At 58.8% G+C, this 26,652-nt stretch carries 27 protein-coding genes and 3 pseudogenes; 13 read left to right on the top strand and 17 right to left on the bottom strand.

What is annotated here, in order from left to right; all coding sequences use genetic code 11:
• The first annotated feature begins 414 nt into the window (after window positions 1-414).
• On the top strand, window positions 415-729 hold the full coding sequence (locus tag ACZIRK_RS41445; protein ID WP_028168829.1) for a hypothetical protein: 315 nt from the start codon (window positions 415-417) through the stop codon (window positions 727-729).
• A gap of 57 nt (window positions 730-786) precedes the next feature.
• Window positions 787-1,323, top strand: a complete 537-nt coding sequence (locus tag ACZIRK_RS41450) for an NAD(P)H-dependent flavin oxidoreductase (RefSeq protein ID WP_051397281.1) — start codon at window positions 787-789, stop codon at window positions 1,321-1,323.
• A 48-nt stretch (window positions 1,324-1,371) separates the two neighbouring features.
• Here ACZIRK_RS41450 and ACZIRK_RS41455 read toward each other — a convergent pair.
• Both ACZIRK_RS41455 and ACZIRK_RS41460 read right to left on the bottom strand, forming a co-directional pair.
• Window positions 1,372-2,509: pseudogene (locus tag ACZIRK_RS41455) on the bottom strand (transposase); the annotation flags it as partial.
• Window positions 2,510-2,852: 343 nt separating this feature from the next.
• Complete coding sequence (locus ACZIRK_RS41460; protein WP_130228579.1) at window positions 2,853-3,470, bottom strand: hypothetical protein; 618 nt, start codon at window positions 3,468-3,470, stop codon at window positions 2,853-2,855.
• Window positions 3,471-3,482: 12 nt separating this feature from the next.
• Here ACZIRK_RS41460 and ACZIRK_RS41465 point away from each other — a divergent pair.
• The 8 genes and pseudogenes from ACZIRK_RS41465 to ACZIRK_RS41500 form a co-directional block, all read left to right on the top strand.
• Window positions 3,483-4,135 (top strand): annotated as a pseudogene (locus ACZIRK_RS41465) (extracellular catalytic domain type 1 short-chain-length polyhydroxyalkanoate depolymerase); the annotation flags it as partial.
• Between the two features lie 1,526 nt (window positions 4,136-5,661).
• Window positions 5,662-6,372 carry a c-type cytochrome gene (locus ACZIRK_RS41470; RefSeq protein ID WP_245474934.1) on the top strand — a complete coding sequence of 237 codons (711 nt, stop codon included), beginning with the start codon at window positions 5,662-5,664 and terminating at the stop codon, window positions 6,370-6,372.
• A gap of 339 nt (window positions 6,373-6,711) precedes the next feature.
• On the top strand, window positions 6,712-6,882 hold the full coding sequence (locus ACZIRK_RS41475; protein WP_155255612.1) for a hypothetical protein: 171 nt from the start codon (window positions 6,712-6,714) through the stop codon (window positions 6,880-6,882).
• A 241-nt stretch (window positions 6,883-7,123) separates the two neighbouring features.
• Complete coding sequence (locus ACZIRK_RS41480; protein WP_474419515.1) at window positions 7,124-7,492, top strand: winged helix-turn-helix transcriptional regulator; 369 nt, start codon at window positions 7,124-7,126, stop codon at window positions 7,490-7,492.
• A 2,273-nt stretch (window positions 7,493-9,765) separates the two neighbouring features.
• On the top strand, window positions 9,766-10,155 hold the full coding sequence (locus ACZIRK_RS41485; RefSeq protein ID WP_130228580.1) for a hypothetical protein: 390 nt from the start codon (window positions 9,766-9,768) through the stop codon (window positions 10,153-10,155).
• Between the two features lie 19 nt (window positions 10,156-10,174).
• Complete coding sequence (locus ACZIRK_RS41490; protein ID WP_028168822.1) at window positions 10,175-10,864, top strand: response regulator transcription factor; 690 nt, start codon at window positions 10,175-10,177, stop codon at window positions 10,862-10,864.
• 28 nt (window positions 10,865-10,892) lie between these two features.
• Window positions 10,893-12,359 carry a type II and III secretion system protein family protein gene (locus tag ACZIRK_RS41495; RefSeq protein WP_474419511.1) on the top strand — a complete coding sequence of 489 codons (1,467 nt, stop codon included), beginning with the start codon at window positions 10,893-10,895 and terminating at the stop codon, window positions 12,357-12,359.
• A 10-nt stretch (window positions 12,360-12,369) separates the two neighbouring features.
• Window positions 12,370-13,035 (top strand): CpaD family pilus assembly lipoprotein, encoded by a 666-nt coding sequence (locus ACZIRK_RS41500; RefSeq protein WP_028168820.1) that lies wholly within the window; start codon window positions 12,370-12,372, stop codon window positions 13,033-13,035.
• Window positions 13,036-13,076: 41 nt separating this feature from the next.
• Here the strand turns inward: ACZIRK_RS41500 and ACZIRK_RS41505 are convergent, their stop codons facing one another.
• The 11 genes from ACZIRK_RS41505 to ACZIRK_RS41555 all read right to left on the bottom strand — a co-directional run bounded on the left by ACZIRK_RS41505 (window position 13,077) and on the right by ACZIRK_RS41555 (window position 21,605).
• A complete protein-coding gene (locus ACZIRK_RS41505; RefSeq protein ID WP_474419512.1) occupies window positions 13,077-14,114 on the bottom strand; it encodes an EscU/YscU/HrcU family type III secretion system export apparatus switch protein in 1,038 nt (345 codons plus the stop codon).
• On the bottom strand, window positions 14,111-14,932 hold the full coding sequence (gene sctT, locus ACZIRK_RS41510) for a type III secretion system export apparatus subunit SctT (protein WP_028168818.1): 822 nt from the start codon (window positions 14,930-14,932) through the stop codon (window positions 14,111-14,113). Before sctT ends, ACZIRK_RS41505 begins: the two co-directional genes overlap by 4 nt.
• Window positions 14,933-15,217, bottom strand: a complete 285-nt coding sequence (locus tag ACZIRK_RS41515) for an EscS/YscS/HrcS family type III secretion system export apparatus protein (protein ID WP_028168817.1) — start codon at window positions 15,215-15,217, stop codon at window positions 14,933-14,935. It abuts the gene before it with no gap.
• Between the two features lie 2 nt (window positions 15,218-15,219).
• On the bottom strand, window positions 15,220-15,885 hold the full coding sequence (gene sctR, locus ACZIRK_RS41520; RefSeq protein ID WP_028168816.1) for a type III secretion system export apparatus subunit SctR: 666 nt from the start codon (window positions 15,883-15,885) through the stop codon (window positions 15,220-15,222).
• On the bottom strand, window positions 15,878-16,933 hold the full coding sequence (gene sctQ / locus ACZIRK_RS41525) for a type III secretion system cytoplasmic ring protein SctQ (RefSeq protein WP_130228582.1): 1,056 nt from the start codon (window positions 16,931-16,933) through the stop codon (window positions 15,878-15,880). Before sctQ ends, sctR begins: the two co-directional genes overlap by 8 nt.
• A gap of 62 nt (window positions 16,934-16,995) precedes the next feature.
• Window positions 16,996-17,526 carry a type III secretion system stalk subunit SctO gene (gene sctO / locus ACZIRK_RS41530; protein ID WP_028168814.1) on the bottom strand — a complete coding sequence of 177 codons (531 nt, stop codon included), beginning with the start codon at window positions 17,524-17,526 and terminating at the stop codon, window positions 16,996-16,998.
• On the bottom strand, window positions 17,502-18,851 hold the full coding sequence (gene sctN / locus ACZIRK_RS41535; protein ID WP_474419513.1) for a type III secretion system ATPase SctN: 1,350 nt from the start codon (window positions 18,849-18,851) through the stop codon (window positions 17,502-17,504). Before sctN ends, sctO begins: the two co-directional genes overlap by 25 nt.
• Window positions 18,848-19,471, bottom strand: coding sequence for a type III secretion system stator protein SctL (sctL, locus tag ACZIRK_RS41540; RefSeq protein WP_130228584.1), 624 nt, complete (start codon window positions 19,469-19,471; stop codon window positions 18,848-18,850). Before sctL ends, sctN begins: the two co-directional genes overlap by 4 nt.
• Window positions 19,461-20,099, bottom strand: a complete 639-nt coding sequence (locus ACZIRK_RS41545; protein WP_130228585.1) for a nodulation protein NolU — start codon at window positions 20,097-20,099, stop codon at window positions 19,461-19,463. Before ACZIRK_RS41545 ends, sctL begins: the two co-directional genes overlap by 11 nt.
• Before the next feature lie 10 nt (window positions 20,100-20,109).
• Window positions 20,110-20,976: a type III secretion system inner membrane ring lipoprotein SctJ gene (gene sctJ, locus ACZIRK_RS41550; RefSeq protein WP_130228586.1), complete on the bottom strand. Its 867-nt coding sequence runs from the start codon at window positions 20,974-20,976 to the stop codon at window positions 20,110-20,112.
• 8 nt (window positions 20,977-20,984) lie between these two features.
• Window positions 20,985-21,605 carry a nodulation protein NolB gene (locus ACZIRK_RS41555; protein ID WP_245476524.1) on the bottom strand — a complete coding sequence of 207 codons (621 nt, stop codon included), beginning with the start codon at window positions 21,603-21,605 and terminating at the stop codon, window positions 20,985-20,987.
• 324 nt (window positions 21,606-21,929) lie between these two features.
• Between ACZIRK_RS41555 and ACZIRK_RS41560 the strand changes: the two genes are divergently transcribed.
• Both ACZIRK_RS41560 and ACZIRK_RS41565 read left to right on the top strand, forming a co-directional pair.
• A complete protein-coding gene (locus ACZIRK_RS41560; RefSeq protein ID WP_028169429.1) occupies window positions 21,930-22,625 on the top strand; it encodes a secretin N-terminal domain-containing protein in 696 nt (231 codons plus the stop codon).
• 476 nt (window positions 22,626-23,101) lie between these two features.
• A complete protein-coding gene (locus tag ACZIRK_RS41565) occupies window positions 23,102-23,794 on the top strand; it encodes a hypothetical protein (protein WP_155255696.1) in 693 nt (230 codons plus the stop codon).
• 517 nt (window positions 23,795-24,311) lie between these two features.
• Here ACZIRK_RS41565 and ACZIRK_RS41570 read toward each other — a convergent pair.
• The 4 genes and pseudogenes from ACZIRK_RS41570 to ACZIRK_RS41585 all read right to left on the bottom strand — a co-directional run bounded on the left by ACZIRK_RS41570 (window position 24,312) and on the right by ACZIRK_RS41585 (window position 26,118).
• The gene (locus ACZIRK_RS41570; RefSeq protein WP_474419514.1) at window positions 24,312-24,833 is read right to left on the bottom strand and encodes a hypothetical protein; all 522 of its coding nucleotides are present in this window, start codon (window positions 24,831-24,833) and stop codon (window positions 24,312-24,314) included.
• Between the two features lie 373 nt (window positions 24,834-25,206).
• Complete coding sequence (locus tag ACZIRK_RS41575) at window positions 25,207-25,470, bottom strand: type II toxin-antitoxin system YhaV family toxin (protein ID WP_245287709.1); 264 nt, start codon at window positions 25,468-25,470, stop codon at window positions 25,207-25,209.
• Window positions 25,448-25,780 (bottom strand): type II toxin-antitoxin system YhaV family toxin, encoded by a 333-nt coding sequence (locus ACZIRK_RS41580; protein ID WP_245474936.1) that lies wholly within the window; start codon window positions 25,778-25,780, stop codon window positions 25,448-25,450. Before ACZIRK_RS41580 ends, ACZIRK_RS41575 begins: the two co-directional genes overlap by 23 nt.
• Window positions 25,777-26,118 (bottom strand): annotated as a pseudogene (locus ACZIRK_RS41585) (type II toxin-antitoxin system PrlF family antitoxin). Before ACZIRK_RS41585 ends, ACZIRK_RS41580 begins: the two are co-directional and overlap by 4 nt.
• Window positions 26,119-26,454: 336 nt before the next feature.
• Between ACZIRK_RS41585 and ACZIRK_RS41590 the strand changes: the two are divergent.
• Window positions 26,455-26,652 (top strand): helix-turn-helix domain-containing protein (locus tag ACZIRK_RS41590; protein ID WP_463702935.1); only part of this gene is annotated, 198 nt, incomplete at its 3' end.

Here is a 26,652-nt window from a genome sequence, read left to right on the forward strand (position 1 = left end):
TTCAGCCGCTTGCCGCAGATTCGATCCGAGACCTCCCACAAGGCCACCAGCGCATCCCTGATCTTGGCGCCGTAGGTCGGCCTTCGCTGCCGCCTGGCCTCCGGCGAAATTGCGACATGGCTGGCAAAAGCCCGGACCGCGTGCTTGCGATGCCAGCCGGTCACCGCGCAAAGCTCGTCGAGTATGCGCCCCTTATCTGCCCGCCCTGCCAATCGATAGCGCTCTACCACCGCCGGCCGTGAGCTCGCGCCGAGCACCCATGCTGATCCGTCCTGCCATCGGTGACACCGATCCGATTCGGTGTCGCCGCCCCAATCCTGACGGTCAGTTCTCCGGTAACATTCTTGATGAGGCAATGCGCCCCTCAGGAACAGGCAAATGCAGACCTGATGCTTACGATCCTGCGATCGTGGCTTGCTGCAGAACCTCTATCATCCGGAAATCGAGTTTCACTGGCAGCCAGGTCTGCCGTATGGCGGCTTCTTTACTGGAGCGACCATTCCGAAAATGCAGGAGAGGTTTGCATCCATTTGGTTTCCGCTGCAGCCTACCGAAGAGCGTCGCCGCATGGATGCTCGCGTGATTGCGACCAGCACCACTGGACGGGTGATCGTCAACTACGTGTGGAAATGCTTGAGCCCGGATGGAGTGGCGTTCGAGACCGAGACGCTCGCCGACTATGCCATCGAAAAGGAGCAGCTGCGTCGCGCTCAGATGTTTTTATTATGATCTGTTCGGGCTGATGAAGTTTCTGACCATTGCGGCATCGGCTGAAGAATCCAAGAGATGACACGCTCACCTCATTGGCTCACGAGCCAGCGACTGCTCTTTCAGGCCCCGATTGGTTCGATCGCAAGTCCTGATCTCGCGGTCGCGGTATGCAACGCGGGTAGCATTGGTCAGATTGCCGGGACGTGGCGATCGACTGAGGAGTTACGCATCGCCATTAGAACCATCAGGGAGCGCACGACAGCGCCATTTGGCGTCAACTTCGTTCTCGGCTTTCCTTTTGAAGACCAGTTGGCGGTGGCGCTCGCCAAAGGAGTCCCCATTATCTCTTTCCTTTGGGGCGATGCGTCTCGCTATGTTGAGCAGGTGAAGGCGGCGGGTGCGGTCGCCATCCAAGTTGTAGGCAGTACGGAAGACGCGCAGATCGCCGAGGCGGCAGGCTTTGATCTGATCGTCGCGCAGGGCCATGAGGCCGGGGGTCACATTCGCGGTCAGCTCGGCACGTTCGTACTAATCCCACCAGTGCGTGACGCCGTTGGAATTCCAGTCATTGCCGCCGGCGGCACGATTGTGTTGAAGAAGTCCGCGAAGTGATAATTCAGGTTCGGAGAACGCGCTGGGCGCACGGGTGGTTGATTGTGCCTAAGCGTGCTGGAGCGTTGGCAGCGGGATCAGCTTTGCGAGCTTACGTAAATTCTGCGCTGTGGCAGCGAGGAGGAACTCGTCGCGAGCGCCCAAGGGACCTCTTAGCCTGAGCCGGTCGAGGCGGAGAATGCGCTTGAGATGGGCAAAGAGCATCTCGATTTTCTTCCGTTCGCGCCGAGATCTGACATAGGCATCAGTTCTGGCGATCTCGCGCGCCACGTCTCGAGCCTTTTCATGGATTGAACGCGGGACCTTGCGGGAGGGCATCTTCGGACAACACCGCGACTTCAGTTCGCAGTCATCGCAAACATGTTTGCTGGCCCGGTACAGCAGTGTCGCTCCATCATTCACCAAGGTCCCGGTGGAGGCCAGCACTTTGCCAGCCGGGCAGATGTAGACGTCGCTTTGCTGATCATAGGCGAAGTCGTCGCGCGAGAACGTGCCGTCGGTACGGGCCGATTTGTCGAATGCCGGAATGTGCGGTTCGATCGCCTTGCTCGTCGACCAGCCAGCCCAGCATCTCTACCGTTCCATAGGCACTGTCGGCGACAACGCGTTCGCAACAGAGCTCAAGGCGCTCTTCACTGCGCTCGATCATTGTGCGTGCCGCCCCGACCTCGGCCTGTCGGATGGCGCGCGTCGCCTCGACATCCATGATAATCGCTGCCTTCAGGTCGATGAGGTAGTTGTTGGCGCAGGCGAAGAAGGCATGCCCCTTGTGAGCGCCTGTCCATTGCGCGGCCGGGTCCGACTTAGAGGTGAACTTTGGTACCGTGTCACTCGCCGCGCCCCAAGCGGCCTCATTCAGGGTGTCGAAGTACTCTCGAACAGAGCGGCGCGTTCGGGCATAGCTCCCATAACATCGTCAGACCCGGCAACTGCGCGCTGCTTGTTGGTTGGCGGCAATCGAGCTTGCATCGACTGCAAAAGCTGCTCCTTCTGCCATGCAGCGCTGGACCACGGTCTCGAACAGCTTTCGCAACAGATCGCAGCCGCGGAAGCGGCCATGCCTGTTTTTGGAGAACGTCGAGTGGTCCGGCACCTCGCCGTCCAACCTGAGCCGACAGAACCAGCGGTAAGCAAGGTTCAGGTGCACGTCTTCGCACAACCGCCGTTCGGAACGTGTCATTCGGCATGCAAAATTTGCGAGCCGATTGACACATTGCTGGGCTCATCGCTTCTGGCAGCTCAGGGCCCGCCTACAACATGAAGCGCGTGATGACGATCGTGGGCGTAGGCGGATTGCTGGAAGCGATGCGGGCGTGAGGCCGGCAGCGCCTATATGAAGCTCCTGGTTGCCACTGAGATGAGAGGTCGGTTCCATCCAATCAGAAGTTCGGCGGCCGCGAAATGCGCCGGTGCGCCCCAAGTTGCGCGATTTTCACACGGCCTGGGCCAATACCGGACTCATGCACCGCAGCAAATGGGGGTTATTCGATCACCTTGTCGGCGCGCCCGAGGCGCTTGCGCCACAAGTCTTATGCTAGCTCGTAGAGTAAGGCCTTGGCCTGCTTCAAGTCCAACGTGTCAAAGCCCTCGGTGAACCAACCGTAGATTGGAGCGAGGAGTTCTCGGGCCTCATTCCGCTTCCCTTGACCACGCCTGAGCCGCGCCATGCTCATAGCCGCACGCAGTTCCCAGGACTTTGCTCGTTGCTTGCGGGCGACCGCGCGCGCACGCTCGAAATACGCTTCTGCTTTCGCCGCGTCCAGCTCCGGCTCCATCAGCTCGATTTCTCCAGCGGTCCGGTGGATTTCTGCTTCGAACCAACGTTCTCCGCCTGTTTCCATTGTCGTTGTTGCTTCGCCAAGGCAGCGCCAAGCGTCATTGCTTCGTCCAAGTTTGGCATAGGCCACCGCCAACAATGATAAGTGACACGGCATATACAGTGTAGTTCCCGTTGCCCGCAGCGCATTGAACCCGGAAGTAAACATTTGGTCCGCCTTCGGGGCTTTGCCGGTCATGGCCAATACGCAACCTTGGTGCATCATTCCATATGCCTTCCAGAACGAAGCCCCCTTCTCATCTGCCAAGGCGACAAGCTCATTGGTTAGCGCAGTTGCTGTTGCGAAACTTCCGCAAAGAATATGCGTCATCGCTGTGGTGGATATCCTGCGCAGCGGGCCGAAGCGAACCAGGCGAAATGCTGGAATTGGTTTCGTCCCGCCGACCAGCAGCGGGGCGGAGGCGAACGCTCGCTCATCGCTGGCATCACTCGCCAGGTCATGCGCGATCATGCGGTCGATCCACGGCGCGTCTACGTCGGCGGACTGTCGGCCGGGGCCGCGGCCCGCCGTTATGGGATCCACCTACGGCGATCTGTACGCGGCGATCGGCATACATTCCGGACTGGCCTGCGGGGCCGCCACGGACCTTCCCTCCGCGCTGCTCGCCATGCGGCAAGGCGGCGGGCCCGAGGCAATGCCGGGCGACGGCCCGCCCATCCCGACGATTGTCTTCCACGGCGATCGCGACACCACGGTGCGTTCGAACAATGGCGATCGAATCGTCCGGCAGTCCATCGGCGGCACGAGCACGAAAGAGAGGGTGCATCGAGGACGGGTACCGGGAGGACATGACTACACCCGCACCGTCCATACCGATGCCGGCGGACGCCTGGAGCACTGGGAAATCCACGGAGCCGGACACGCATGGTCGGGAGGCAGCCCCGCCGGCTCCTACAGATCCGGACGGACCGGATGCAACGAGGGAAATGCTGCGTTTCTTCCTCGAGCATTCGCTCCCCGAGAGGCGAAACTAGAGCGGGGTCCGCTTTCCGTCCCTGCCAATGGGAAGCGGACGCCATCGGGTCGGCCCTTTTACGACGTGCGGGTTCGGCCGAATGTCCGGTTTGCGCCCACGAACTGCCCTTCCCGTCAGCTCGCATTTTGAGCGGTCACACGCCGCGAAGGACCGCCTCCATCGTTTGAAATTTGCGATTACAGCCTGCTCCGTCCAACCGCGGGGCGGCAAATCTCATCCGGAAGCGCACGTCTCAGCTAACATCTGAGTACCCGGCCAACAAACATTTGGTCGGGCGAGGTGCCGACAGCACCGCTACTCTTCTAGTCCTCTGATGGAGCTCGCGAACCGCATAATGGGCAAACCCGCCGATTTTCACTCTGGGCTACGCTACTGTCCTCTCGTGAGCAATGAATGGTTCTCTCTTGCGGGGCGTTGGTCCAAACGGTGGTGCGACCACAAGAAAATACCCTTGATCAGGACGCGCGAGATCAAACAGGGGAATTTGTGCGGACAAGCAATAGCACTCGCTCTTGGGTAACAACGTGGGAATAAGTCTTCGCGAATGGCTTTTCGCATTAATGACTTATGTCGTTGGTGCGCTCGGAGGGCGGTCGCATCTGCTGTGATTTCAAGGACTTGTTGAAATGGGCAAAGAAATCAGGTGCATTTCCCACCCCATAGGTGGCTTTCAGGGTGGATGCTAATTACCGTCACGCCATCGGCCCGCTACGGAGCCTCTGAGGATGACATGGGGGACTACTTTTGACCTTTCGCCCGACCTGGCCATCAGCTCAGGCGTCCGTTTTGCGCGCCAAAAGCGGCCTCCTCGCGAGGTCGCGTCTTGACCCTGAGGCGGCCTGTCACTGCGTCGGTTAGTCCTGGTTCGCCTGAGGATTGTTGAGCCGGCCTTACATCTACCCCCAACTTTTTCGCAGGGCCAAGCGATTGATCCAGCTGCGGAGCGATGGGATCGAGTAGGTCGCCGAGAATGTCCATCTGTTCGTTCTACGGCACGGACAATCGGACACAATATTCGGCTGAATGCATTCTGTCGTACGGTCCCATGCCGCACTAGCTTTCGACGATCGCAATCGCAGCGCCTCGCGCGCTCAAATGAGCGGTCGTCACTATGGAATCGAAAACGAGTAGCGCCTCCATCCACGAACCAGAGCAGCCGAGTTCAACAACCTGTTTAGGCCGCCCAGCTCAGAATGGCGGCAGCGCTTCAGTAATCCTCGTCCGCGGGACAGGTTCGTCTCTGAGCAAATCACGGCCCGATAAACGACATGCATAATCTCGTTTTGCTTGCGGTGCTGCTCGCTGGCAGTGTCCTCTTCGCTTGCCTCAGCCTCCGCCTTCGGCAGGTGAAGGAAATATCGCGATGGCTTGGGGCGGGGTTGACCGGGGTCATCGCCGGCGTCCTGTTCCTGACCTGCGTCGCCACCTCTGTAGGACACTACAAACAGTATTATTCGCGCCGTGCGCCGGTGCCGGAGCTGCGGGTCGGGGGAAGCGACGCACAGATTCAGCGCGGCCGGGCCATTGCCGACAGTTTCTGCGGAGGCTGTCATTCACCGACCGGGACTTTCACGGGAGGCAAAGATACGGCAAGCATCTGCCGGTCTATCTCTGGGCGCGTTTATATCGTGCAATCTCACACCGGCGGGGCCCTTGAAAAAGTGGTCGGATGGGCAGATTTTCCGGGCCATTCGCAATGGCATCGACGCCGAAGGCCGTCGTCTCATGATCATGACATCGCGTACCAATGCCGGCAATCTGAGTGATGAGGACATCCGCGCGCTAATCGCCTATATCCGCCGGCTCCCGGCGGCTGGTGCGGCCACGCCGCAGCCAGCCGAGGAGCTCAATCTTCTCGGCCTTGTCATGGTGGGAATCGGCCAGTTTCCGTCCGGCAAACCAGTCAAGATCGGCGTCGTCACGGCGCCGCCCAAAGCACCGACCATCCAGTACGGCGAATACATCCTGTCCTATTATGACTGCCGGGAATGCCACGGTCAGCAGTTGACCGGCGGTGTCCAAGATCAATGGGCGCCGGTCGGGCCAGGATTGAGCCTGGTCGCGGATTGGAGCCGGGAAGAGTTCATCGCCACTCTCCGCACGGGCAAAGACCCGAGCGGACACGAATTCGACGAAAAGATGAATTGGCGTACGTTCGGCAAGATGGACGATGACGAACTGGGTGCCATCTACGAGTATCTGACGCACATGCCTGACTCCGAAAGCGATCGTTAACTAAATGAATGCCTCGCTTAAAAAAATGCGCGCATTTCACTGCGAAAGCGCCCACATTCGGCGGGCTTCGAGCGCATGCCGCCTGCTGGCCTGACAGATGGGTCCGCAATCGCAAGGCCGTGACCCAATATCCAAACTGTCAGGCCTTCCGGCGCACCTTGGCGTGCCGTGCTGAATCGCCACTGAACGTTGGGCGCCCGCTCGCTCTGCAGGTGTAGTCCTTAACGGCCTTACCATTGACAGAATGATCGATCCCGGCTGCGATATCAAAGAGCGCCTGGTCATTCCGACGCTACGCGGACGTCCATGCGAACGCCTCGCTAATGGAATGGTCCGGCCGTGCTCCCGCCCTGCCAGCAGCGAATCCTGGCAGGGGGCACCGAAGACAAGGAGCACGCCATATCACGGAAGCTCGAGGCTTCGCCCACCGCAATCGGCATCGATATCGGCAAGAGCTTGTCCTACATCGTCCACCAGAACCAGCGCGTTGTCATCGTGTTGCTGCAATAGGTGGCCGCGTGGCCAGTGGAGGCCTCGACTGGCCAATCTGCCGCCGTGTCGGGTCGGCATGGACAATCGGATACAAGATTTGGTCGAACGGACGCTGTCTTCCTCCGGCCTGCCGCACTGGAGTTTGCTCGATCATGAATCGCGCCGCTATCCGTGAGCTCACATGGTGAGGCGCAAGCAAGGGTCGGATCGGATGGTAAGGCGAACCAGCCACAGAAAGGCCGGCTGCGCTGTCGCGAGAATGCTAGATGTGGTCGGTGATGGGTGGTCGCTCCTCATAGTACGCGACGCATTCGAGGGACTGAACAGGTTCGGCGAATTCCAGAAGAGCCTCGGATTGGCCAAGAACATACTCTCCGCGAGGCTCCGAGACCTCGTACGATACGGGGTCTTTAAAGTCGTCCCCACTTCCGATGGCAGCCCATACAACGCATACGTGTTGACCGAGAAAGGCCAAGGTTTGCGACCGAGTTCTGGTCGCTCTTGGCGAGTGTGGAGAAGAGTTCTTTCTCGTAACCGACGACGACCTACTTCCAATGAGCGGGCAAAGCTATCTTCATTCAGTCCGCGCAGAGTCCTCCCGGAGTCGCAGCAAGGGTCGCCGCGCTAAACTGAAGAAACAGAGGCAATACCACTGGACAGCAGATAACAAGCTTGGCTCGCTGGTTGATCCGGCCGGGCGTGGAATGAGATAAAAGAGTCTTTAGGTGGAACGACAGAACTTCACATGACTACGTTGGTATTGCTGAGCGGGTGACAGGCCCATTCCGAACTCGCTGCAGACCAAACAATCTCGGTCATCTTGAGCTACTAGAGGAGTAAGCGAGAAGCCGCAGTTTCGTTCTGATATCCCAAGTAGCATTTGATCGGCGATCGAGGTTTAGGACGATTTTGCTTGGCGCTGGCCGGGTCACCGAAACTGATGTGGCGATACCTGAATCGGCCCATTGGTTGCAGTCGAAGCTTTCCGACGATCGCTAGAATCTCGGGTAGCGGGCGATCACATTCGCGAGAGATCCTCATTACCGTTGCGAACAAAAGCATACAAAGCGCCGCATCGATCGTAGTATGACTACTGACATTTTATGCGATCGAAATCGCCAGGAAAATTGGAGTTTCGGAACATGAAATTGACCAGTCTCGCACGTGTTTCCCGCTTGTGTGGAAGAGAGGGTTGGGGTGACAAGAGCAGCGAGCGAGTTGCGCACTGCCCGCCGATACGGGTGAGTAGATTGCGGGGATCTATCGAAGGCTGTCGCCCGCCTCGGGGCGCTTGCTACGATCGACAATGGCGTCGGTTTTCAGCTCGTGCCCTCCCCACCCGAGCGCGGATTGAGCAACCGGGGGCTCCGTCGTCCTAACAGAGGATGAACTGTGAATCTGATCGGAAGTGAATGCCTCTGGGCTCGCGCAACACTTGCTGCTTCGAGACCTCGTAGTCCCTTCTCTCCAAGTCTTCTACCATCGGGTTCATCAAGAGGCCTGCGAGCCTTAGGATCGCAACGAGCCCGGAAGGACTTGAATGTACGCAGCCAATTGTAGGGATTCCGACGCAGGTCGCGACACTACCTGACAGATAGGTTGCGAAATGTCTCAGACCTGTAACGTCGAGCCGCTCGAATTCTCAGCCCTCCACCAGCAGACCGATAGCCTGCCAGCGGCGAGGCTCGGTCGGGCATTGGAGATCCTGCAGAGGCTGGCCGAACGCACTGCGCATCAGTGCGATGCGCACGGGTTCTTCATTGCGTCGGTGCGCCGATGGCGGTCAGCGTATGCGACTGCAAAGACGTCGAACAAATGGGCTCGGCCTTTTAAGCATCAGCAATTGATGCAGCCCGAAGCTTGCTTTTTGACTTATGCCCAAGTTTGGAGCGAATTGAAATGAATTGGCGCGCGCGATGTTGTTGCTGAGGTCGTAGGACGCAACATGATGATCGCAAAAGTTATTCATATTCATCTCGCAATTGCGACCCTGGAGTGAGCCGTACTGAAGCTATCGCGCATCATGACAGCGTCGGGGTTCCGTCCAGACGACAACTAAAAACGACTCTCGGCACCGTTGAGAGCCCTCTGGCTCCCCGAAAATGCCTTGCTGTTCTGAGGCATCGCGTTGCTTTTCTCCAAGTTCCTGTGCTGGCCGCCTCAGCCGGCCTGCGAGCTTTAAAGATATTCATCAACGAACTCGATAAGGGACTTGAATCGCACGTAGCGTCAGATTGTAAGGTTTCCGACACGAGTCGCGACAATGCGTCGCGACAACACTTTATGACAGGTAGCAAGAATTGCGAATGTCTCCAAACCCTAGGTTCACGCCGCTCGACTCCCTCACGCTCCTCGATCAGTCCACCCGCACCCGTGTTGGCAACGTAGCCTATGCGCCTGACACGCGACCAGCGCCGGCTCAGTTGAGGCTACAACAGCAGGAGCTAGAGAGCAGGACCCGCTGTCTTCGCGTCCCTGTTGCCGGGCGGGCAACGAAGCTCTGTACAACCTCGACATCCGCCGGCATTCATCGCCAGAGGTGGAATGCAGGCGGCGGAACCACCCAGACCACATGTCTGACAACGCCTCTACGGGAACGGACTCGCCACTATTTGGTGTGCCCGATCGGCTGCCGCCTGGGCGCCGCGTCGGATCTGGCTGAAGGTCGAGAATTCTGGCCCTCCCCAAATACGCCACCGCCCCGACCGAGGCGTGTTTTCCTAGCTCGGGGGCGCATTGGTTAGTTCGTCCCGCGTTAGTGGCTTCTGAAAGAGCGGCCGACTGCGGGACGCGAGGCGCCTGCACGCGTTCGAAGTTCCATTTTGTCATGACTAAGCGACCTCGAAGGGTCGACGGCATAGCAAGCCTCACCGCAGGCTCTGGCCAACACGGGAGCTCAAAATGTTGATGTCTCGTATCAGTTCGGATGCAAATCCAGCCATTCGCTCTGGTGCTTTGCGTTCAGCTGCGCCTGCTGGCGAGGCCATCGCCCGACCAATGACCGGAAGCATTGCCGCGATTGGCGCGCAGTTGCGGCGGGGTGCTGCCACAGCCCTCGATGCTTTGACTCATTCCAGCCAACCTCCCGGCATCCACACCACGCTAAGAGTTGCCAAGCGCGCATGCGATCCACAGCAGACGGCCGAAATTTCTAATCCGCAGATGAGGCCGGCCGTTGGCAACATTGCTCTTCTTCATCGATCCCGTCTCCGGACGTTTACGTTGACTCGGGACAACTCAGTCTCGCTCGGCTTCATCATCGACGGTGATCTGCTCGATATTTTGGCATGACTTGAGAAGGGGCAATGAAATGCGAACGCTAGTGGTTGATCATGATGAGGACCTAGCGCGCGCTGTCCAAAGCGCGCTCTCGGATTGCGGTTTCGCCGTTGATCTGGCACCCACTCTGGATGATGCGGCGACCGCTCTGGGCTACGCCAACTACGACATTCTCCTGCTCGAGTTGGCTCTACCAGATGGAAACGGCTTGGACTGGCTGAAGCGGTTGAGACGCGACGGACATTTGATGCCTGCAATAGTGATGAGCAGCCTCAATGACCTCGGTCGACGGATCGCCATTTTCAATGGTGGTGCAGACGATTTCCTACCCAAGCCTGTATCTACTGATGAACTCATCGCCCGGATGCGAGCCATTCTGAGGCGGTCAACGCAAATGACAGCCCCCGTGGTCACATTTGGCAATCTGAAGTTCGATCCGATCGCCCGGCAAGCTTCAGTTGGTGGTCGGCCGCTCAGGATTGCGCGCCGCGAATTGTGCATTCTTGAGCATCTCCTCAGCCGCGCTGGCCGTACCGTGCCGCGGCTGTCGCTAGAGGATAGCCTCTATGCGTTTGACAACGAGGTCTCGACCAATGCGCTTGAAGTCGCGATCTATCGCTTACGCCGTCATTTGAGTCAGTCGGGTGCGACCCTACGGATCACGACCGCACGCGGCATCGGTTATATCCTTGAATTGAATAGCGTGGCATCGGCCGCCTAGTCGATCGAAGTTGAAAGCAAAGACTCCCTTGAAGATCGCTCTTAATAATGAGAGTGGCAGCGATCGACGCTCGATCGTCGCCAGTGCCCTGTGGTCTGTCGTTTATCCTTCTCTTTCCCACCTCCTGTGCGCGGTCGCTTTCCTATCACCACTAACTGCCGCAGCTCAGACGACGCGGGATGCTAGAGAGGGGCCGCCGCATGCGGCTCCTAGCAGCATTAATGGAACGCTGGACCTTTCCTCCTCGCTCGGCAAGACAATTCATCTGCCTGGGCCGGCCGCGAGCATCTTTGTTGCCGACCCGACGATCGCGGATTATCAGGCGCCGTCGAACACGACCATCTTCGTCTTTGGCAAGAAGTCCGGACGGACCAGCCTGTTCGCTTTGAACGACAACGGGGAGGCTCTCGCCGAGTTTCGTGTCGTCGTAACACAGCCGATCGAGGATCTGCGTGCCATGCTCAAGGCCCAGGTCGGTGACTATCCGATCCAAGTCAGCTATACCCCGCGTGGCGCGATCCTTAGCGGTATGGCTCCCAATGCCGATGTCGTCGCCACTGCCGTGAGGGTTACGGAGCAGTTTCTCGGTGCGGGTGCGCTGGTCGTCAATAAGATTCAGGTCGCCGGGTCGTTACAGGTCAATCTGAGCGTGCGCGTGGCGGAAGTCTCGCGCAGCGCTATGAAGGAGCTCGGCATCAACCTCTCCGCTTTGGGCCAGAATGGCACTTTCGTTTTCGGCTTTAGCAGCGGCAAAGGTGCTGCTTCCGGCACGGCGAGCGGCGGCGGCAAGGTAGGGATCGGCCTCAGCGCTGGTAATATCAACGTCGGCGCTGTTCTCGACGCGCTAGCCAGCGAGCACCTCGCTTCCGTACTCGCTGAACCGAATCTCACCGCAATGTCCGGTGAGTCCGCGAGCTTCCTGGCCGGCGGCGAATTCCCAATTCCGGTCATGCAGGACAACCGACAGGTTTCGATCCAATTTCGTCATTTTGGAGTGAGCCTCGAGTTCGTCCCGACCGTTCTTAACAACAATCAAATCAATGTCCGCGTGAAGCCTGAGGTCAGCGAGATTTCGAAGGAAGGTGAGGTCAAATTGAACGGTATGGCCGTGCCGGCCCTCTCTACAAGACGGGCGGAGACCGTTATCGAGCTTGGGAGCGGACAAAGCTTTGCAATAGGCGGGCTAATCAGGCGTAACTTCAGCACGGATATCAGTACTTTTCCCTGGTTGGGCGACGTGCCCATTCTCGGTGCGCTGTTTCGCTCTTCGTCCTTTCAAAAGCAGGAGACGGAGCTCGTTATTATTGTCACGCCTTACATCGTGCGGCCCGCATCCAACGCGAACCGGATGAGCGCTCCGACCGATCGCATCGGACCACCCTCAGATATGGGGCGCATCTTAACGAACACGTTGGCAAGGCCGCCGCGGGGCCGCGACGCTCCGCGCACCAGTGTACCAGGCGCGACAGGCGGCGCCGGTTTTATTATCGAATGAGGATCGTCGAATGACTGTACGAGCCCTGCCGCATCTGTTCGTTCTGATGACGAGCCTAGGCGGCTGCACAAGCACTGCTACGATCAACACCTTTCCGTCTGAACAAGGAACCATGGTGCAGCAGCAGAACAGCGTCTTGGTGCTGCAGAGCCTCCGTGGGCTCGAGCGGTATCGACTGAGAGAGTTCATTGCCAACAACAGTCGCGGTCGGTTTGATGCGATCCATCTCGATATCATCGGCTCGCCCCGGCTCGCCGCGCAGGTAGCCAGCGAGGCCCGCGCAATGGGCCTTGCCCCTTACAACATCCGCCTGTTCGGCCCTCGCCTCGACCGGCCTCTTGGCTTCGCGGTGCGAATCCAGGCTACTGTCTATGAAGCACGTCCTCCCGTCTGTCCGTCGCTTGCCATCATTGCTCCTTCAGTCAACGACAATTCGTTCGACCAAACCCTTGGCTGCTCAATCCGCAACAATCTGGGAGTCATGGTCAACGATCCGGGCGACCTGCTGGACAATAGAGCTGTCATGGCAACAACAGGCGATCGTGCCGCCGTTCCTGTTGCCACATATGGGTCCATGGGACAGCGCAACAAGAGCGACATGGAAGCTGGAATTGGCAACAGGGCGTCGCCAGAAGCCGCGTCACCGGCGACGAGGGATGTACAGTCGCCTCGATAGTGCACGTCGGATGGCGCAATGATTTCTGCCATACGCGATATCTAGACAAGCCCGGCGGAATAGAGTGCTTTCGCAACCCCTTCGAAGCACTTCGAAGGAACAGCGTTGCCCAGCTTCGCACTCCGGATGAGCTGACGCGCCAGGGCCGGGTCCTGGACAATGCTGAGGTGCAGCGACTGCGCCTCGGCAAGCAATCGTGAGGCAAGTTCGCCCTCACCACGGCAAACCACGATCGGCACGCCGGTCTCGCTACGAACGTAGCGGAGGCCAATCAAGATCGCCTGCCCTGTCAGTATCAATGTGGCACGATGGACGCCAAGTGGAGGCTCGTTCGCTGTCTCCTGACGAAGGCGACGGTGTTCGCGTTTGACCTGCGGATTGCCCTGCTGTTCCTTCGATTCGCGCTTGGCCTCGGTCTCCGTCATGCGCATGTCCTGCAAGAACAACCAGCGCTGGATAAGGAGATCTGCCAATCCGCCGAACAGAAAAGCACCAGCAGCAATTTCCGTCAGCAATTTGATCTCAGTGAACACGAAACTGAGACACCCCATACCGCAGACCGGCAAGTACACCAGCGCCTTCCAACTAGCGACAACCGTGAGCAGAAAGCTGGCGCCAAGAATGCCCACCTTAAGAAGCGACTTCGAGAGTTCAATGAGCGACCGCTTAGACGCAATCCGCTTGAGCCCCTTGATGGGATCCAATTTCTCGAATTTCGGCTTTAAGGACTCGAAAGAGACGTTTAATCCACCATTGGCCAAGACTCCCGCTAGAATACCAGCGGCAACACCGGCCCCGAGGAATGGAGCAACGGCCGAAAAAAATAGGTCGATCAAGCCGCCCAGCGCCTGCTGGACCGCGCTAGTGAACGGCTGAGCCTGCAGTTTGTCGATGAGCCGCATCGTTTCATGCCACTTGATCTCGATGGGGGCCGCTCTTAACCAGAGGCAGCCGAAACCGGCGCAAACGCTGACTGCGCTGACCAAATCGGCGCTGCGCGGGCTCTGCCCTTTCTTGCGCGCATCTTTTAGCTTCTTGGGAGTGGGAGGGAGCTTCTTCTCTTCGCTCGAGCCACTCATTTCAGGAGCTTCTCGAACAACTTGAGCACGGTGTTGGACTGACTGATCTCCGATCCCATATATTCGACGAGGAAGGTGGCGTAACTTACCATGATGATCCCATAGGCCAGGTTCTTCATGGTGGGAGAGACATCGTTCAGTTTGATTTGCGGTGCAAACCGCCCAAGTATCATCACCGATACATCAAGCAGCAGCAGGAATGCCAACACCGGGCCAGAGACCAGTAGCGTCGTATGCATGATGTGATCGAGAAGCCGCAGACATTCCATCGCGCCTTGCGCGGTCAGACTAGGCATCAGCCGATATACGGGCCAGATCAGATAACTGCCATAAAGGCCCGTAATCACGTTCTCCAATCCCCCGGCTAGAACGAAAATCGCAATCGCGGTGGTACCGAGTAACACCGCTGTCGCCGAAGCTTGGCCGCGCGTCGCGGGATCATCAGAAGCAACAGGGTTCGTAATTCCCCGTTGGGTGTCGATGAGCTCACCCACTGCTTGGATGCTCCATAGCGGAATACTGAGCAAAAGGCCGATGAGCAGGCCGACGAACACCTCTTTCAAACCGAGGAGCGTGACACTGATCAGCCGGGAGCCCTGATCCAGCGACTGCAAGCCGTGCCTGATCTGCAACAGGCATGGCAGTCCCATCGCAAAGGTCACGCAGCCACGGACCAGCCCGCTAATGCGCGGCCGCGTAAATACAGGAAGGACCAGCATAATGCCAAGGGCCCGGGCTGCTGCGAGGCCACCTGCAAGGACGAGCTCGATCGCCTCCTGGATCAGAGCTTGCGTCTCGGCGGGTGAAGGGAGGTTCATCTACCGTCGGCTAATGCTTGCCGTGAGTGCGGGAAAGTCGGTAAATGCCTGCTCTGCTTCCTTGATCAACGCGGCGCTGAGCACCGGAGAGAACAACGCGATCACCGCGACAACGACAAGAAGCTTCACAGTCAGTGGCAAGGTTTGATCCTGAAGCTGCGTTGCCGCTTGGATGATGCCGACAACCAGGCCGACAACGACCGCAGCGATGAGCGGTGGTAGAACCCAGATCATGAAGAGCACAAGTGAACGGCTCATATGAGTGAGAATGCTCGCCTCATCCATGTTCAGCCTCCCGGTGTTGTGTAACTGAGCACCAGCCCGTGCATGAGCCGTGACCAGCCGTCGATTGAGACGAATAGAAACAGCTTGAAAGGCACGGATATCACCGTCGGCGAAACCATCGACATACCCATGGCCATCAAGATGGTCGTCACGATCAGATCTATGGTGATAAAGGGCAGATAGAGAAGAAAACCAATTTCGAAGCCACGCTTGAGTTCTGAAATTAGAAAAGATGGCACCAGAATGACCAAATCATCGGCGCTCACGTTGCCGCGCATGTCCTCGGGCCAGACCTGTTCGGTTGAAGCCAGGAAGAACCGGCGCTGCTCGTCAGCGGTGAACTTCTTGAGATAATCGCGCAGCGGCTCCTGCCCCTCCTTTGCGGCGCTCACCCAATCATCGACCGTTTGGTAGCGGAGTTGTGGCGCAGAAATGCGATTATAGGTCTGTTCAATCACCGGCGCGCCAATGAAAACCGTCAGGATCAGTGCCGCGCCATATAGAACGAGGTTCGGTGGGATAGATTGAGTCCCGAGCGCGTTGCGAACGAGGAAGAGCACGACGGATACCTTTATAAACGCTGTGCTTGTTACGACAACGAACGCGAGCAGGCCAAGGCCAGCTGTGAGCGCAAGGAGTCCAAGAATTCCCGGTTGAATGTCAGTCATTGACCGCCAACTTGCCGCGCAGCCGGATGCCGAGCTCCTCGCCGATGCGTACGATGTCGCCGCGGCCGATGCGGTGGCCGTTGGCAAGGATATCGACCGGTCCGTCGAACGGCCGGCCAAGTTCGAACACATGTCCTTCGCTGATATTTCTCAAGGCCCCGAGTGCGACAGTCCACCGGCCGCATTCGAAAACCAGCGTGATCTCGATGTTGTCGAGATCGTTTTCAGAGGGTGGGCGGCTCTTTTCGGATTTGGTCATCATATGTGTACACTCAAGGGGATATGGTTGGAGGCGGAATGCCCCTCGCGCGATCAAGCGATCGTCTGCAATATGTGCCGGGGCCCATAAGGTTCCCGCCTTGAGGATGGCTTGGCCACGGGCGAAGGGTAATACGTCCGGCAATAGAGCGTCTCCTGCATTTGCTTTGCCTAGCAGCGCGACCGTAGCACGGAGCGAGCCGATCTCTCCCTTAACGATGACAGGCAATTCTGGAGGAAGCTGGCGTGCCTCTCGCGGCAGCTGACTGAGCAGTCCGCCTAACGCGCGAAACGCGGGTGGAACTGAACCATCGAGAGGTGAGAACAGGAACAGGCGCGCTTTGCCTTTGAATGGGCCGTAGGTGATTTCGAGCTCCAGATAAGGACCCTGAGCCGTTGCTTCGCTCACGCAGATCAGCCGCAAGCTTTGTTGTGTCAGACTCTCTAGCTGATCGAGCAACGGATCGAGTGCAAGTTCGACGAGGAGCGAACGAGTTGGCTCCGAAGGTAGGCCAAGCTCGCTCTGCACTGTCGCGATCAGCCCCTCTATGAGCGGACGGGGCAACGATAAGATGATCGTTTCATGTCCGAGAACCCAAGAGCAGTTGAGCATCGATACGGCACACGGCTCGGCGTCCCAGACAAGCCGTGCCATCTGCACCGATAGCGACTTATCGCCGAGACGGGTTTGCAGAGGCTTGCGGGAAGCGGCGATCTCGTTGAGCCAGGAGACGACGGCATGCGACAGGGTTAGCCCCGGTTCAAACTCCGATTCGTCGCCCGGAGCCATGCTCGCAGGCCCGTCTACAAGACGAGGCGCTTTCGCTAGCATAAGAGAAGAAGCCATCAGATTCAGTCGCTAGCCGTGTGGGTACGCGTACTACTGCGATACCGAAGCAAGACCTCGTCGTCGGCCTCTATCTCGGCTTCCGCTTCCGAATGGGAATCACTCGCGCGCTGAACGTCGCCCTCAATTTGCTGCCATTTGTAACTCGCCGCCGAGCACTTGGTCAAAATGGTCCGTGCGTCGAGGACCGACGTCTTGGCCTGCTCTTGAGCGTCGCGCACTTCCTCAAGCCTTCCGCGTGCTCGTGCGACCTCAGCTTTGAGCCGTTCAGTGACGATGTGACAGCGACGATCGAGCTCCTCGACAGACAGCGAATCAAACGATGCCAGCTCTCGGTAAAGCTCTCCTTCGAGCGCCGCTCGGTTTTTCTCGGCCGTCGCCAGATCCTGGACAGCTTGTTCCACCGCTTGGAGGGCGGTGCGAAGCTTGGCTTCCATGTTGGACACCTCACGAAGGGCGCTCCGCTGTCTCATATCCTTCACGAGCCGCAATTTCGAGGCATAGACACGATTCACGCGGTCAGACGTGACATCCATGTGAACGTCTCCTCAAAGCTTGATGCCTCGTCTCCGCTCTGACGCAGAAATTTCCGCAACTCCTCGATCGAATTAATTGCCCGATCTGTCAGAGGATCACTGCCTTGCTTATATTCGCCAACCTTCACCAAGAACTCGGCCTCGGCGTAGCGCGAGAGCAGATCACGGAAGAAGGAAGCTGCCTTGCGATGCGACACAGAGACGACTGCATTCATCACGCGGCTGCGGCTCGACAACACGTCAATGGCGGGAAAATGCTCGCGCGCTGCCAAAACGCGTGAGAGAACAACGTGGCCATCAAGAATGCCTCGCGACTCTTCGGCGATTGGATCACCCGAGCCGTCGCCTTCGACAAGCACGGTATAGAAGGCCGTGATTGAGCCGCGCTCGCCCATGCCGGCACGCTCTAAGAGGGCAGGAAGCATCGCAAAAACCGACGGCGGAAAGCCGCGCCGCGTCGGCGGCTCTCCTGCCGCAAGGCCGATTTCGCGCATGGCGCGGCTAAAGCGCGTCAATGAATCCATCATCAGGACGACGCGAAGTCCTTCATCACGAAAATATTCGGCGAGTGCTGTCGCCATGTGAGCGCATTGCGCTCGTTCCATTGCCGAGCGGTCGGAGGTCTCAACCACAACGACGGTGCGGCGAAGCGCCGCCTCACCGAGGTGCTGCTCGATGAATTCGCGCACTTCACGACCGCGCTCGCCGATCAACGCGACTACGGTGGCATCGGCAGCCGCGCCTTTTACAATCTGCGACAGAAGCGTCGACTTACCGCACCCTGGGTCTCCGTAGATGCCGATCCGCTGCCCCTCGCCACATGTCAGAAGCCCATCCAAGACACGGACGCCGAGTGGGAATGGCCGCTCGATAGCGCGCCTTGTCATTGGGTTTGGAGCCTTACCGCGCAGCGGACGAGTTTGAGCGGCCTTGATTGGACCCTTTCCGTCGATCGGACGGCCGAAGCTGTCGATCACCCGGCCAAGCAAGTCGGGGCCGACCGGAACTTCATGCATTCGCCCGGTCGGGACCACTTCTGCTCGGCTGGATAAGCCCGCCATGTCACCGATAGGAGTGAGCAATACCCCATCTTGCAGTAGGCCGATCACCTCGGCCTCGAGCGACCACCCGGTGCGGGAATCCCGCAACAGGCAAAGCTCCCCTATGCGCGCCTCTGGCAAGACGGCATGAAGCAAGGTGCCGACCGCCCGTGTGATCCGCCCTCGTACAGCACGCGTGTCGATCTGCTTTGCTGTAGATTTCAAAGACGATAGCGCGGCGTGCAGATTCCTCTCTGCGACCGCATCGGTCGCCGATGTTGTCATGGCTCGTCTTCCTTTGAAGGCAAACCCAAACCAAGGCGCAGAGCCCGGAGCTGCGCAGCAAGTCCAAGATCGACATTGCCAAATTCGCTCCACAACACGCACTGGTCCGTCGTTAGAGCCGGATCCGGGTCAATCCGCACTTTCGGCCGGCCCTCCTGTCCATCCCAGGCAGCGAACTCGCGCGCCAGCGCATCAGCTTTCAAAGGAGAGACATGAAGGCACACTTCCGCGCTACCATATTTTTGCTCGATCGCATGACGAACGGTCCTCACCAACATCTCGCCTGGATCAAACGCGCCCAGCAGATCGCTTACGATCTCCATGACAAGCTGGGGCAATTCCTGCTCCAGAATAGCTTTTCGCTGCGCAAGCGTGGAAGCAGCCTGCGCGATCAGCCGAGACATTTCTTCGGCGCCGCTCTTGAAGCCATCCGCTCGGCCGCGCGCCCGTTCCCGCTGATAAGCTGTCCGTCCCCAGCCGCGAACGCGTTGAAGATGCCGCTCGGCGGCCGCGCGCGCTTCGACGGCATCGCACCAGATCCCGAGCTCGGCAGCCCGTATAAATGGCCCGAGCGGACGTATCTGGGGGGCCACCGGCAGCGCTGGGTCATCAGCCGTCATGCCGTGGCGTCTCCCTCGACAAATGGGTTATCACCAAGGAAAGCAACGGGCCCGCGGCATTGCGGTGTTCGGCCGCTGGATTCTCGACAGCAGTGCCTATGGGCGAGCGTAGCAAAATGCGCGTGCGGTCAAGCGAAGAGGCTTCGTCGAGCCAAGCACCTAGGCAGGCATGGCCATCGTGTTCAATCTGTTGCGAAAGTTGTTCCGGATCAGCAGTAGCGGTGGTTGCGACCGCGCTGGCCAAGTGCCGGATACCGAAAGCGTGCGCTTCTGCCCCGATACGTCCAAGCAGAATTGCGAGATCCTGCTTTGAGACGAGCTTTAGGAGCGAGCGAGCATGCCAGATACTGCCGGCAAGCAAAGCAGCCCTATTCGGATCATGGCCGAGCAGAAGATCTCTTCCCCAGTTGCTGCTGCTCGCGTCCATTCCATTACCAAGCAGCATTTCGGCCAGTCTTACCTGCAGCCTCGCGCTCTTCTGTAGCCGGAGCAAAGTCGAAGCCGACAGCCGCGCGTCAAGACGGGCAGCAAATTGGCTCAGATGGGTCGAGGCAGCGAGCTCGCGCAGTCCTTCACAGGACGATTCGGACCAAGTATGAGATTCGGCGGATCGCAGCGGTATAGGCATTTGCACACCCCTATGCCCTGTCGGAGGCGATCTTTTTACCGGGAGCTTGGATAGCCGGCGTGCTCGAAGGGGTGCCCAGTCTGGCTAGCGCGCGCGCTGGCTGGGCACCCTGACGCATACGAGAACCAAGGAATATGTAGCAGAGAAGGCCGAGCGCAGCGCCGGCCACGCCGACACCGGCCGCAAGTAGCGGGGCTGAAATGGATTTGCTCGACTGAGCGGAAGCAGCTGGCAAGGGCGACGGCCGTTCAAGCGGAGCCCGTTCAACCGGTACAAAGACCACCGCCACCTTGTCATAGGATAGGCCCTCGATACTGTTGGCGACCAGCATCTTGATCTGCGGCAGCAGAGCCGAGAGCTTTGCATTGGAGTTATGTCGAATGAACACCGACGCAGAGGACGGCATCGTGTCCTGGCGCAACAGATCATTTTTCGGCAAAACAACGTGGACACGCGCGGATATGACGCCGTCGATATCGCTGATCGTGCGCGACAATTCTTCGCTCAGGGCGTAAACGAAGCGAGCGCGCTCCTCGGTCGGCGAGGCAACCAGGCCCGATCCTTTGAACACCTCGCCGAGGTTCTTGAAAGGCTGGCGCGGCAGCCCTTCTAAATTTAGCAGCTCGATCGAAAACGCTAGCTGCTTCTCCTCGACCTGGATCGTGCTGGTCCCGTCCTTGGCAGTGACACGGACCGCATCGACTCCCTTACTTAGCAGGAGCGCAAGCATCTCATTGGCCTCACGCTCCTGCACTTTGGTGTAGAGCTCAGCCTTACAGCCGAGCAGAAGGAGCAGGAGCGGCAGCACGGTAAAAGCACGCAACCATTGAGCGAATGGGCGGACATGGCCGCTTTGTCCGCAGATGGAACCAGTCATCAACGAACTCAGCCCGCCGATAGCAATTTGTTCATAGATGAGCTGACGGCACTGGTACTCTTGGAGACGAGCGAAACCTCGACGACACCTTTGTAAACGTCTCGCAGACTCGCAACCATCGCGTCAAAGTCGAGCACCCCTTCCGGTTTGCCCGCAGGGCTCGCCCCCACGGGCTGCGGCGGCGAAAGCGGCTGAGCGGCCGGCCCAGGTTGCACGACCTTCGAAATGGCGGCCACGCCGCCGCTCGCTGCAGAAGGAACGGGACTGCTCCGGTACATCGAAGAGAGCGCCTGGAGCACGCGCTCGCCAGGCGGACTCGCCTGCACTGTTGCACGCTGAACCTCCGACATCGCAGGAACGGACGCTGCCTTATCTGTGACCGAGGAGACAGCGCCTGACGTCGAAGCGACGTGCATTAGAGCCTGCTGAAACTGGCTCTGCGCGCCGATTGCTGCCGGCTGGCAGAGCCCGGAGAGGCCTTCGGCAGGGTTCAGGGAGATCGGCGTAGCGGCTAGCATGATCGAAGGTGTCATTGGTTTGGCGCCGATGAGGCACGCCGTTGTTAAGAATTGATGAGTCAGCACCGTAAAGAGGCGAGCTGACCGCAAGCTGACGAACACGCGAGCCATAAGGCCATTTAAAGATCACGTTCGGCTTCCAGTTTGAGCGAAGTCTTATTGACGCATACGCATTTATGAACGGCTTTGACCGAAGCACTTCCACCCGTCTCGCGCACGCTCCATCGGCTGACATCATCCAGCTGCTGCGCGCACCACCATCACCAAGCGGCGGTGTTGAGACTAGGCGTGTTGCCACCTAACGGGTCAATACCCTAGAAGGGCGAACTGACGACAAGCCGACGAACACGCCAAGGTTTGCGTCATCTAAAGATCACGTTTGTTTCCAAATTGGCCGAATCTCAGCTCTTGTTCTGAGGTCGAAGGAACTAGGGAATGCTTGTGCGAACCACGATGCTGGACATTTTAAAGAGAGCTCTTTGTGTCGGAGCTTTCGTTTCCAGCGGAATACTTCCGGCGTTCGATGCTTCCCTCTCGCTCCCATCGACACCTTATAACTATACGGTTCTGGATCAGGAGCTCTCTGCCGCACTGCAGGAATTCGGTAACAACCTAAATATCAGAGTCAACGTCAGCGCCGAGGTGAAGGGCCGGATCCGCGGGCGAATGCCGGATCTGCCAGCGCGAGAGTTCCTCGATCGTTTGACGAACCTCTACAATCTTCAATGGTACTATGATGGGCTCGTGCTTTACGTATCTGCTGCAAGCGAGGCGCAAAGTCGTCTGCTTGTGTTGAAGCCGATCAGCTTCGACGCATTCAAAGCGGCGCTCGATACACTCAACATCTCCGACGAGCGCTATGCTGTACGAGCGGCACCAGGAAATGGCATCGTCCTGGTTTCTGGTCCACCACGCTTTATTGCGCTCGTGGACCAAACGCTGAGTGGCCTTGTGGCGGAGGCGCAGGCGCGGCCACACGCCGCCGATAAGCAGCCGCGGGAATCGATTCTGAAGTTATTTCGTGGCTCCTCGACCATGGTCATTCGCGATGGACGACCGGAAGCCCCCTATTCTTCCGACGCGCCGCATCAGGACAGCATGGTGCGCGAGCCTGCGCCAGGCCAGAGATGAAATGGAGAATGCGCGGCGGCTTTTGGCGAAAGTCAATGCCCGTCTGCATTGGCTCATTGTGAATCCTTCTGACGCTCGTCAGCTTCTCGAAAGCTCACCCTCCTAGCATGAGAGCGCGGATGTCTGGACGGCGATGCCGTCCATCCACCGTATTGGACATGCACGTCGAGGCACCCGATGCTCGCAATGACCTGAAACCGGGTTGGCGTCATTGTTGCCGGTAGCTCGCAGGCTGCGGCTCAACGCGAGTCTTCTAAACAGTTCTCCGTAGGCCGCGATGCAAGTGGCCTTTGTCGAACAAGGGCTCGGGGCCGCTCCATGTTTCAAAGGAGGAACAGGATGGATTTCAACTCAATCGACCCACTGAACACGGACCCCCGCCTGACTTACCACCCCCGCCCGCCGATCCAACGGGCTTTGAGCACCAGCTGAGCGAATTGCAAGATAGTGCTCCGCCATACGTTACTCGGTCGCCAGTGCCGCAGGGCGAAGCCTATTCGCCATATTTGGAGGCCGGGCATCCCTATTCGTCACATTTGAATTGGCAGGATGATCTGCATACGCCGGCCGCGGTTTCCCCTGAGCCATTACCGGCCACTGGCGAAAGCTTTCAGCAGCCCAGCTCGCAGCAGGCGATTGCTGAACCGCTGGCGAAAGCCGCATATTTCGATCAGGATCTGATTTGGCAGGAGCTCGAATCCGGCCTGCAAGCTGGGCCGTCGCAAGCCGGGCCATCATCCTTCGCCCTGGAAGGCCCTCAGCGACCCATCTCGCAGCAGCCGCTTGCTCAGTCGCTGGCGGAAGCCCCCGATTTCGATAAGGACCCAGTTTGGCAGGAGCTCGATCCCGGGCTGCAGGCCGGGCCATCGCAGGCCGGGCCGTCCTCGTCCGCGGGGGCCGCGCCACGCGAACTCGGAGATTTCGTCATGAACAACGGACGCCGTGCCAGCGAGTACTGGGTCTTCTTTCCCCAAACGGCCTCGAACGCTCAGATGAATATGCTAAGAAGCGTCGGGCTCATGCCGAGCAGAGACTCACCGACAACCTTCTCCATTATAGGTGTCCCCCACACAGCCGAATGGCGAGATGAGGATTTCGTTCGTATCAACCCGTCGCTGGACCCTAGCCTCTGGCCTGGATACTCGGGTGAGGATTCACCCACTGGGTAGACGTTCCACAGCAGCTCGCGGCAGGGCCATGCGCCTCCCCGCGAAAACAGACCTTCGGGATGTCGCCGACGGCAGCAGCGCCTGGCGACGTCCCTCCTGGGCGTCGACGATCTTGGCTATCTTAGCCTCGCGCCAAGATAATTGTACCCGGTCAATTAATTATGCGTCCTTTCAGAGATCTGGTCAGGCAGTCGGCGCGGCCAGGACATTCCAGCTGAGAACGGCCCACATCATCCCCGCAACGTTCCGAGTCTCAAGCGGCAGGGGTTTTGAAGGCACCTCGAGCGGACTTCGCAGCGAGTGAAACGAAGTTGATGCCGGTGATGGCGCCGACGTCCTAGTTCTTCAGCCAGTCGCAGCGCCGGTAGAACTCGATCGGCATGTGTCCTCGCGCCGTCAGCGACTCCTCCAAGCCCCCATTGGTGAGGCGGGCATGCCCGTGCTGCGAGCTGGTTGTGGAGCGCGTACCCGGTGCCCAAACCCGCTGGGCCTTGGGGTTGCAGTCCAATCGAGTTATTCAGCCACGTCCAACAGGATAGAGACGAACGCGCGGTCCTCTGTCCGTTTCTTGCAACTCGGCCCTATAGGGTACACCTTCGATGAGGATATGCGTTGGACGGCCCGCGCTCGGCACGAGACCCTCGTCGTCCAGTGCTTGGACGAGCTCTAGTGGGGCGAAACGTTCGCGGTTGTGATCCCAATGCCCCTCGCGGATCACAGGCGCGAAATCCAGTCGCTGCTGATGGCATGGCCTGGCAGACGACGATGCCCTGGTTTCATCCATCTGCCCAACTTGGGAGTGATGGACGAGAAGAACGTCGCGGGGCCCTTCCGGCCCCAGCTCGGCCGTGTAGGGCTCACGGTTGATGGAAAAACGTGTGATTGGGACGAAGTGGGTCGGCGGGAGCCCGCTGTGATCAAGTATGTCGATCAAGACGTCCGAGGCCCGTCGGGAGCCGTGCTCCCAGTCCGAATCGACGAGAGGCCCGATGTCCCGTACCTTATGATGGTTCGCTGATAATGGGTCGATTGGATCCATACTGCTCTCCTCTTGACGATACAGGGCCTGCGCAAATCTGCGGAGTTACGCGCCGGACCAGTGTACGGGGCGGCAGAGATTTCAGCGCGAGCCAAGACTAATCTTGCAGGGGCTAGCTGTCGAAAACCTGACGAGTGTCACAAGGAGCCAATGGCGACCGTGTTGGTTTCCTCCGGAAGGTGCGGCGTCGGTCGTCTGCTGAAGAAGAGCTGGTGATGGTCGAAGACAAGGAGCCGCGCTGAACCTGGAGGACTGCCTATGAAACTGCACCGCTTCCGTGACACTTGGACGTCGTCTTCGGTGACATCGATGCAAGCTTTCGGACTTTTGCAACCGAAAAGCTTGCAATTTCATTCCCGGCCTTGACCTGGGCCTACCCGACGGGTCCGACCTTTTCGCAATTGATCGTATCGATGTGCGGGTAGTGTGTGTATCGACGCGCGCCGTTTCCATGCTTAGCCCTTGGGCGCGGATCGCGCGAGCCTTCGCTTGGTCGAGGCGTCGGAGCGGCGGCCGGGAGCTCCTTGCAGCTATCAGGCGGGTTTCCGCGTTTCAGCATCTTCCGAAACACGGCATACGCGTCATTTGCGCTCTCATAGGCGGACAGGGTCGAGTCATCGTTTACCCAGGCGAGCACGATAACCTTTGCAGTTTCCCGATTGGTGGTATCGAAAGAAAAGGCGGAACTGCTGCAGGAATTGAGTGCCTGTATTCGTCGCCGAGCGCGGCGCCCTGCCGGTAGACATCACGAGTGGGTCGCTCGGGATATCTTCGAACGCCAGCTTGAGGACGGCGGCGAGAAGCTCCGCCATGCGCTTCTTCTTATATCCCTTAAGATCCTTGTTTTGCGCTTTCTCGACGGCCGCGATCATCGCCTCGAGCTGGTCGAGAAATAGCGGGTGCGCGTAGATCGTCCAACCATTGATCTTGGGGTTATCGTCGCTCACGCCTCGTCATCTCGGAGAGCCGAGTTGAGATCGACCTTGACGCCTTTGACGAGGGCCTTGCCGCGCGCGAGCAGCGACTTCGGTACGGGCCGAATCCGCGCCCGCTGATCGGCCATGGTCTCGTGCAAGCAATTTAAGAAACTTGCCGATCACTGGATCGCCCTCGTCCGCGCGCGCTTGCTTCTTGGCTATCACGACGGTCCCGTCGGAGAGGCCGCGGAACACGACCTGGTCGCGCTTGCCCAACCCCAGGATCTTACGGATGGGTACCGGCACGGTTGTTTGGCCGCGCTCCGTGATTGTCGCGGGATTTCAAGGATTTCGGCCGTCTTGGTCACGGTCCGCTCCCATAATCTGCCCCCGGCAATGCATTTGCATTGTAGGTCAAGAGACGTCAGATTGCGAGGGAATGGGACCGCGAGAAGATCGACAATGAACGCTACACCGTGGCGCGCTGGAGGAGGACTTCGCCCACCACATGCGAATGCCATCCCAACCAAGCGAAGGAGAGGATCTCTCAACGGCTCAGGTGCAGTCAGTGCAGAGAATCAGACCATAGGGTGCGTAGACTGAGCCTGAGAGAGCAAGGTCGGTCACAGGCCCACCGCTTGTTACCCATGGTCATTCCCTAGTACCCACTTTTCATAGAACGTGAGTCGTGATTCAAGATCGGGATGATTCCCGAAGCAAGAGAAGTCCGCGTTTTGCGGAAGGAGCGTCTGGAGCTAGAAGCCCGGTGCCGCTTGCCGCGAACGTTACAGCGTGATCTGAAGCGTGCCCGGATTGTTCTATTGGCCGCGGAAGGCTGCAGCACGCGTGCGATAGCCAAGACAGTCGGCGTGCAGCCGCGGATCGTCAGCCATTGGCGGCAT

It is taken from the genome of Bradyrhizobium sp. Leo114 (assembly GCF_055229415.2).

What these genes read in the sequence shown, in the direction of transcription:
- ACZIRK_RS41450 (WP_051397281.1), top strand. Translation starts at nt 787, where the DNA reads ATGACACGCTCACCTCATTGGCTCACGAGCCAGCGACTGCTCTTTCAG.
- ACZIRK_RS41460 (WP_130228579.1), bottom strand. Translation starts at nt 3,470, where the DNA reads ATGACGCATATTCTTTGCGGAAGTTTCGCAACAGCAACTGCGCTAACC.
- ACZIRK_RS41480 (WP_474419515.1), top strand. Translation starts at nt 7,124, where the DNA reads ATGCTAGATGTGGTCGGTGATGGGTGGTCGCTCCTCATAGTACGCGAC.
- ACZIRK_RS41485 (WP_130228580.1), top strand. Translation starts at nt 9,766, where the DNA reads ATGTTGATGTCTCGTATCAGTTCGGATGCAAATCCAGCCATTCGCTCT.
- ACZIRK_RS41490 (WP_028168822.1), top strand. Translation starts at nt 10,175, where the DNA reads ATGCGAACGCTAGTGGTTGATCATGATGAGGACCTAGCGCGCGCTGTC.
- ACZIRK_RS41500 (WP_028168820.1), top strand. Translation starts at nt 12,370, where the DNA reads ATGACTGTACGAGCCCTGCCGCATCTGTTCGTTCTGATGACGAGCCTA.
- ACZIRK_RS41505 (WP_474419512.1), bottom strand. Translation starts at nt 14,114, where the DNA reads ATGAGTGGCTCGAGCGAAGAGAAGAAGCTCCCTCCCACTCCCAAGAAG.
- sctT (WP_028168818.1), bottom strand. Translation starts at nt 14,932, where the DNA reads ATGAACCTCCCTTCACCCGCCGAGACGCAAGCTCTGATCCAGGAGGCG.
- ACZIRK_RS41515 (WP_028168817.1), bottom strand. Translation starts at nt 15,217, where the DNA reads ATGGATGAGGCGAGCATTCTCACTCATATGAGCCGTTCACTTGTGCTC.
- sctR (WP_028168816.1), bottom strand. Translation starts at nt 15,885, where the DNA reads ATGACTGACATTCAACCGGGAATTCTTGGACTCCTTGCGCTCACAGCT.
- sctQ (WP_130228582.1), bottom strand. Translation starts at nt 16,933, where the DNA reads ATGGCTCCGGGCGACGAATCGGAGTTTGAACCGGGGCTAACCCTGTCG.
- sctO (WP_028168814.1), bottom strand. Translation starts at nt 17,526, where the DNA reads ATGGATGTCACGTCTGACCGCGTGAATCGTGTCTATGCCTCGAAATTG.
- sctN (WP_474419513.1), bottom strand. Translation starts at nt 18,851, where the DNA reads ATGACAACATCGGCGACCGATGCGGTCGCAGAGAGGAATCTGCACGCC.
- sctL (WP_130228584.1), bottom strand. Translation starts at nt 19,471, where the DNA reads ATGACGGCTGATGACCCAGCGCTGCCGGTGGCCCCCCAGATACGTCCG.
- ACZIRK_RS41545 (WP_130228585.1), bottom strand. Translation starts at nt 20,099, where the DNA reads ATGCCTATACCGCTGCGATCCGCCGAATCTCATACTTGGTCCGAATCG.
- sctJ (WP_130228586.1), bottom strand. Translation starts at nt 20,976, where the DNA reads ATGACTGGTTCCATCTGCGGACAAAGCGGCCATGTCCGCCCATTCGCT.
- ACZIRK_RS41555 (WP_245476524.1), bottom strand. Translation starts at nt 21,605, where the DNA reads ATGGCTCGCGTGTTCGTCAGCTTGCGGTCAGCTCGCCTCTTTACGGTG.
- ACZIRK_RS41560 (WP_028169429.1), top strand. Translation starts at nt 21,930, where the DNA reads ATGCTTGTGCGAACCACGATGCTGGACATTTTAAAGAGAGCTCTTTGT.
- ACZIRK_RS41570 (WP_474419514.1), bottom strand. Translation starts at nt 24,833, where the DNA reads ATGGATCCAATCGACCCATTATCAGCGAACCATCATAAGGTACGGGAC.